Here is a 6,735-nt window from a genome sequence, read left to right on the forward strand (position 1 = left end):
CGCAGTGCGATTCTTGCGTTGCGCTGCGAAAAGAGACTGTACAGGAGGGGGAGCCCAGGGTCGAACTCACCCAGTGTGCATGCCCCGTTACGGCGCGGCCGCGTCGATCGCCTTCACGATGCGCTTGTCGGAGACGGGATACGCCGTGCCGAGCGCGTGCGCGAAGTAACTGACGCGGAGCTCCTCGATCATCCAGCGGATGTCCAGAACCGTGGACGGGACGGGCCGCCCCTGCGGCAACTGTTCAAGCAGCCACGCGTACTCGTCCTGCATCTCATGGACCTTCTCCATACGGGTGGTGTCCCGCTGGACGCTCGTCGGCATCTGCTGCAACCGGCGGTCGGCCGCGACCAGATACCGCATCAGGTCCGGCAGCCGCCGCAGCCCGGTCTCCGTCACGAAGCCCGGCTTCACGAGGGCGTCCAGCTGCTTGCGTACGTCCGTCAGGTTCGCCAGCAGCGTCGGGCTCTTGGTGGCCTTCAGACGGCGCTCACAGGCCTGCCAGGCGGCAAGGACCTGCTGCACCTGCCCGACCGTCCGCACGGTCGTGTCGACGATCTCGGCGCGCACCTTCTCGTACAGCTTCCGGTACGACTCCTCGTCCCACGCCGGCCCGCCGAAGTCCCCTATCAGCTTGTCCGCGGCCGCCATCGCGCAGTCGTCGAAGAGAGCCTGGATCGAGCCGTGCGGATTCGCGGACAGGGCCAGCTTCTGGGCGTTCGTCAGCTTGTCCGAGGCGAACTTCGCAGGGTTCACCGGGATGTTGCGCAGGATCAGCCGCCGTGTGCCCTTCCACATCGCCAGCGCCTGCTCCGCCTCCGTGTCGAAGAGGCGTACGGAGACGGTGTCGCCGTCGTCGACCAGCCCCGGGTACGCCTTCACGGGCTGCCCGGCGCGCCGGGTCTCGAAGACGCGGGAGAGCGAACCGATCGTCCAGTCGGTCAGCCCCTTGCGCTCCAGGGACTCGCCGCCCTCGCGCTCGGCGGTCGCCGCGGCCGCCTGAGAGATCGCCTGCCGCGCCTTCGGCTTCAGCCGGAGCTTCAGCGCCTCCAGGTCCTTGTCCTCGGAGTCCCCGGCAACCCTGCGGCGCCGCTCGTCGACGATCCGGAAGGTGATGCGCAGATGCTCGGGGACCCTCGACCAGTCGAAGTCGTCGGCCGTGAACGGCACGCCGACCATCCGCTTCAGCTCCCGCGCCATGGTGACGGTGAGCGGCTCCTGCAGGGGCACGGCCCGCTCCAGGAACTTCTGGGCGAAGTTCGGGGCGGGGACGTAATGCCGGCGGATCGGCTTCGGCAGGGAACGGATCAGCTCCGTGACGACTTCCTCCCTGAGCCCCGGGATCTGCCAGTCGAAGCCCTCGTCCGTGACCTGGTTCAGCACCTGGAGCGGGATGTGGAGGGTGACACCGTCGGCGTCCGTGCCCGGCTCGAACTGGTAGGTGACGCGGAACTTCAGCGGCCCCTGACGCCACGAGTCCGGGTAGTCGTCCTTGCTGACATCCCCCGCGCGCTCGTTGATGAGCATCGACCGCTCGAAGTCGAGGAGTTCGGGCTCCTCATGGCGCTTGTGCTTCCACCACGAGTCGAAGTGCGCGCCGGACACGACATGGTCGGGCACCCGCTGGTCGTAGAAGTCGAAGAGCGTCTCGTCGTCGACGAGGATGTCGCGGCGCCGCGCCCGGTGCTCCAACTCCTCGACCTCGGTGAGGAGTCTGCGGTTGTCGGCGAAGAACTTGTGGTGCGTACGCCAGTCGCCCTCGACGAGCGCGTTGCGGATGAACAGCTCGCGGCTGGCCTCCGGGTCGATCCGCCCGTAGTTGACCTTGCGCTGGGCGACGATCGGTACGCCGTACAGCGTGACCTTCTCGTACGCCATCACGGCCGCCTGGTCCTTCTCCCAGTGCGGCTCGCTGTACGTCCGCTTGAGGAGATGGCCGGCGAGGGGCTCCACCCACTCCGGCTCGATCCGCGCGTTGACGCGGGCCCACAGGCGCGAGGTCTCCACCAGCTCCGCGGACATCACGAAGCGCGGGGGCTTCTTGAAGAGCGCCGAACCCGGGAAGATCGCGAACTTGGCGCTCCGCGCGCCCAGGTACTCGTTCTTCCCCGTGCTCCTCCCGCTCTCCCCTCCGGTCTCCTTCACGTCCTTCATGCCGATGTGGGAGAGGAGGCCGGCGAGGAGGGAGACGTGGACGCTCTGCTCGGGGGCGTCGTCCTCGTTGAGGTGAATCCCCATCTGCTTGGCGACCGTACGCAGTTGGGAGTAGATGTCCTGCCACTCCCGGATGCGCAGGAAGTTCAGGTACTCCTGCTTGCACATCCGCCGGAAGGAGCTCGAACCGCGCTCCTTCTGCTGCTCCCGTACGTAACGCCACAGGTTGAGGAACGCGAGGAAGTCGCTCGACTCGTCCTTGAAGCGGGCGTGCTGCTGGTCCGCCTGCGCCTGCTTCTCGGCGGGACGCTCACGCGGGTCCTGGATGGACAGCGCGGCGGCGATCACCATGACCTCGCGCGCACAGCCGTTCTTGTCGGCCTCCAGGACCATCCGGGCCAGCCGCGGGTCCACGGGCAGCTGGGCGAGCTTGCGGCCGCTGTCCGTGAGCCGTTTGCGTACGTCCTTCTGCGCCGGGTCCAACGCACCCAGTTCCTGCAGGAGTTGGACGCCGTCGCGGATGTTGCGGTGGTCCGGCGGGTCGATGAAGGGGAACTTCTCGATGTCGCCGAGACCGGCCGCGGTCATCTGGAGGATGACGGAGGCGAGGTTCGTACGCAGGATCTCGGCATCCGTGAACTCCGAGCGCGCGAGGAAGTCGTCCTCGGAGTAGAGGCGGATGCAGATGCCGTCGCTCGTACGGCCGCAGCGGCCCTTGCGCTGGTTGGCGCTGGCCTGCGAGATCGCCTCGATGGGCAGGCGCTGGACCTTGGTGCGGTGGCTGTAGCGGGAGATGCGGGCGTTGCCCGGATCGATGACGTACTTGATGCCGGGGACGGTGAGGGAGGTCTCGGCGACGTTGGTCGCCAGAACGATCCTGCGCCCGGTGTGCTGCTGGAACACGCGGTGCTGCTCGGCATGCGAGAGCCGGGCGTACAGAGGCAGTACCTCGGTGAACCGGTAGTTCTTCTTCGTCAGCGCGTCGGCGGTGTCGCGGATCTCCCGTTCGCCGGAGAGGAAGACGAGGATGTCCCCCTTGCCCTCCCCCTGGAGCTCCTCGACGGCGTCACAGATCGCGGTGATCTGGTCGCGGTCGGCGTCATCGCCCTCCTCTTCGAGGAGGGGGCGGTAACGGACCTCTACGGGGTACGTGCGTCCGCTGACCTCGACGATGGGCGCTTCGCCGAAGTGGCGGGAGAAACGCTCGGGGTCGATGGTCGCGGAGGTGATGACGACCTTCAGGTCCGGCCGCTTGGGCAGCAGCTGGGCGAGGTAGCCGAGCAGGAAGTCGATGTTCAGGGACCGCTCGTGCGCCTCGTCGATGATGATCGTGTCGTACGCGCGCAGCTCGCGGTCCGTCTGGATCTCGGCGAGCAGGATGCCGTCCGTCATGAGCTTGACGAAGGTCCCCTCCGGGTTCACCTGATCGGTGAAGCGGACCTTCCAGCCGACGGCTTCGCCCAGGGGCGTGTTCATCTCCTCGGCGACGCGCTCGGCGACGGTGCGCGCGGCGATGCGGCGGGGCTGGGTGTGCCCGATCATGCCGCGGACGCCGCGGCCGAGCTCAAGGCAGATCTTCGGGATCTGGGTGGTCTTGCCGGAGCCGGTCTCACCGGCCACGATCACGACCTGGTGATCGCGGATGGCCGCCGCGATCTCGTCCTTCTTCTGGCTGACGGGGAGTTGCTCGGGATACGTGATCGCGGGCACACGTCCGCGCCGCTCGGCCATGCGGACCTCGGCCTTGGCGACCTCGGCGTCGATCTCGGCGAGCACGGCGGCCCTGGCTTCGGGCTTGCGGATCCGGCGCGCGCCCTCGAGCCTGCGCCCGAGCCGGTGCGCGTCGCGCAGGGACAGCTCGGCCAGACGGGGGGCGAGATCGCCGAGGGCGGGGGCAGGATGCGTAGACATACGCGATCCAGGATCTCACCTCGGCGAAAAGACTGGCGAACGCTTTTGCGCTCAGTGGCGCCGGGGGCGGTGTCCGGTGGTGGTCAGTGCTGGTCAGTGGCGGTTCAGGAGGTCGGCGCGGCCGGGGCCGGCACGGCGGCGGGGGCCGGTTCCTGGGCCGGAGCGGGGGCCGGGGCCGCCGGCAGTGGTTCACGGCGGGCGGCGTCGCCGAGAGCGAAGGACTTGGCAGTGTTGGATACGGCCTTGATGCCCAGGTAGGCCGTGGTCATGCTGGTCATCGCGGTGAAGGCGGCGGTCAGCACTCCGACGATCACGGACTTGTCGCCGTCCAGCCGCCACACCCCGACCACGGTGACGACGACGATCGCGCAGTTGCTGAGCACGACGGCCAGCAGCCCGTACCGGGCCCGTGTCCGCTCCAGCTCACTGTCCTCGCCGTACCTGGCCCTGCCCCGGCCCATCGACATGGTTCCCCCGATCACGCACGATCACGCAGCATCGACCGGCAGAACGTAGCGCCGCGGATGGGACGTGCCAAGTTGAACGTGTGAATACGTACGACAGGGAGCGTGCGACGAGGGCGAACGACGAAGACCCCGTCCAGTAGGACGGGGTCTTCGGGTGGTGGCTGGGGCCGGGGTCGAACCGGCGACCTATCGCTTTTCAGGCGATCGCTCGTACCAACTGAGCTACCCAGCCACGCGATTCGCGTGGAATCGCAGCGGTCCTGACGGGATTTGAACCCGCGGCCTCCACCTTGACAGGGTGGCGAGCACTCCAAACTGCTCCACAGGACCAAGCTGTTGTGTGCGTCTTGCGTGAAACAGTGTCGCACACGATTTTGCGTGTTCCCAAACCGATTTCGCTCGCCTCCACCGGGGGCGGAGACGCTGGTCAGCTGGGGTGACGTCGCTGGAGCAGCGTATCAGAGGATGAGCTGTGCCCTGAAAAGTTGCGCCGGATTCGCATCAAAAGGCTCATATAGGATCCCTGGTCTGTCTTCGTAGCCTGCGAGCAACCGGGAGAGCCCCCTGTGACTGTAGCGATCGAGTCGTCCGAAGCGCCCGAGGAGCTTGAGGCAATCGAGGAGCTTGAGGCGCCCGGAGAGGCCGAGTCCACGGCAGACCTCACCGTGCCCGCGCAGCGGACGCACGACTCCGTCGCGCGCGACGCGCGTGAGTTCGGGGCGTACGCGCGCACCGGCGGCTGGGCCTTCGCGCTGAAGGTGGCGCGGAGCGTGCGGCCCGGCGGGCAGGCGGCAGGCGAGACGCCGAAGATCTCGGCGAAGGAGTTCGCGGAACTGGCGGGCTGCTCGCCGGAGCGCGTGATGCGTTACTACAAGGCCTGGGACATGGCGGCCGACGACGGACTCGTCCCGCAGTTCGAGGCCCTGGCGCCCGGCGAGGACATCGAACTGCCCGACGCCGACATCTGGCTCTCCTATTACAGCTCCCGAAACAGCGCCACGTCGGTGCGCGGCACCGCGATCGCCGCGGCGGCCGAGGCGGAGGGCATCCGGCCCACCAAGGCGCTGGAGGTCGCCGAGAACCCCACCGCACTGCGCGCCGCGATCCTCGCCGACCCCTCCACCGCGCAGGCGGCCCGCGCCGCGCTGCTCGACCGGTTGAAGGAGGACCCGAACCTTCAGACGGAGCTGGCGCGCGACATCGCCCGCACCGACGAGCTGAAGAAGGCGGTCGCCACCGAGACCAGGGCGGCCGACCGGATCGGTTACGTCCGCCAGATCGTGGAGAACGGTCAGATCAAGACCCCGGCCGGCCAGACCGTCGAGGCGCCGGCCGAACTGCGCGCCGAGGCCGAGCGTCATCTCTCCCTCATCGACGAGCTGGACGAGGACGAGAACACCGGCGAGTGGGCCACAGAGGCCTACGACACCGTCAAGAACCTCGTCGTCCAAGCGGTCGAGGCCGATCCCGAGCTGCGCGTCCAGGAACGCCGGACGAAGTTCTACAGCAGCCTGCAGAGGGCCACGAAGGTCTTCGAGGAGCTGACCTTCGACGACGTCGAGGACTTCGAGACCATCTACGAGGACGACATGGTCCAGCGGCTGGAGGAGCTGCAGCAGGCCATCAGCTCCTGCATCAGCGCCCTTCGCAAGGCTGCTCCGACCGACTGAGACAGGCCTCTGGCGCCGAGTTGACACCTCTGGGCGGCGGTACGTAATGTCCTCCGAGTTGTCCGGCGCCAGAGTCGACCTCGGTCGGTCCCCGGACAGCCATTCCACATGAATCCACCAATGAGTCGGCGAATCATCGCCGGGGCATCCGTGTGCGCTTATGCGGAATGAGGAATCCGCGTTCGAAAGGGCGCCCCCCGATTAGCTCGGGGGCCAGGATTCCGCTAGAGTTCAACTCGTCGGAACGGCCCAACAGCTGCGAAGACGAGCCCCGCTGACTGGGAATCAGGGCCGAAAGGATCTGATAGAGTCGGAACCGCCGGAAAGGGAAACGCGAAAGCGAAAACCTGGAAAGCACCGAGGAAATCGGATCGGAAAACGGTCTGATAGAGTCGGAAATGCAAGACCGAAGGGAAGCGCCCGGAGGAAAGCCCCAGAAAATGTTCTGTGGGTGAGTACAAAGGAAGCGTCCGTTCCTTGAGAACTCAACAGCGTGCCAAAAATCAACGCCAGATATGTTGATACCCCGTCTC

Annotated in this window: 3 protein-coding genes and 2 tRNA genes; 1 reads left to right on the forward strand and 4 read right to left on the reverse strand. The window is 67.2% G+C overall.

Annotated features, from left to right (window positions below):
- Window positions 1-87: 87 nt before the first annotated feature.
- From hrpA to ACN6LB_RS02690, 4 genes are all read right to left on the reverse strand, one after another.
- Window positions 88-4,065 carry an ATP-dependent RNA helicase HrpA gene (hrpA, locus tag ACN6LB_RS02675; RefSeq protein WP_445024363.1) on the reverse strand — a complete coding sequence of 1,326 codons (3,978 nt, stop codon included), beginning with the start codon at window positions 4,063-4,065 and terminating at the stop codon, window positions 88-90.
- A 104-nt stretch (window positions 4,066-4,169) separates the two neighbouring features.
- Window positions 4,170-4,532 (reverse strand): hypothetical protein, encoded by a 363-nt coding sequence (locus ACN6LB_RS02680; RefSeq protein ID WP_356143736.1) that lies wholly within the window; start codon window positions 4,530-4,532, stop codon window positions 4,170-4,172.
- Between the two features lie 155 nt (window positions 4,533-4,687).
- Window positions 4,688-4,764, reverse strand: a tRNA-Phe gene (locus ACN6LB_RS02685).
- 23 nt (window positions 4,765-4,787) lie between these two features.
- Window positions 4,788-4,862, reverse strand: a tRNA-Asp gene (locus ACN6LB_RS02690).
- A gap of 236 nt (window positions 4,863-5,098) precedes the next feature.
- On the opposite strand from ACN6LB_RS02690, the gene ACN6LB_RS02695 reads away from it, so the two are divergent.
- On the forward strand, window positions 5,099-6,202 hold the full coding sequence (locus tag ACN6LB_RS02695; protein ID WP_445024364.1) for a hypothetical protein: 1,104 nt from the start codon (window positions 5,099-5,101) through the stop codon (window positions 6,200-6,202).
- Window positions 6,203-6,735: the final 533 nt, after the last annotated feature.

This window comes from Streptomyces sp. SAS_270 (assembly GCF_052543295.1).

Coding starts and splice junctions, on each gene's coding strand:
- hrpA (WP_445024363.1), bottom strand. CDS start 4,065: ATGTCTACGCATCCTGCCCCCGCCCTCGGCGATCTCGCCCCCCGTCTG.
- ACN6LB_RS02680 (WP_356143736.1), bottom strand. CDS start 4,532: ATGTCGATGGGCCGGGGCAGGGCCAGGTACGGCGAGGACAGTGAGCTG.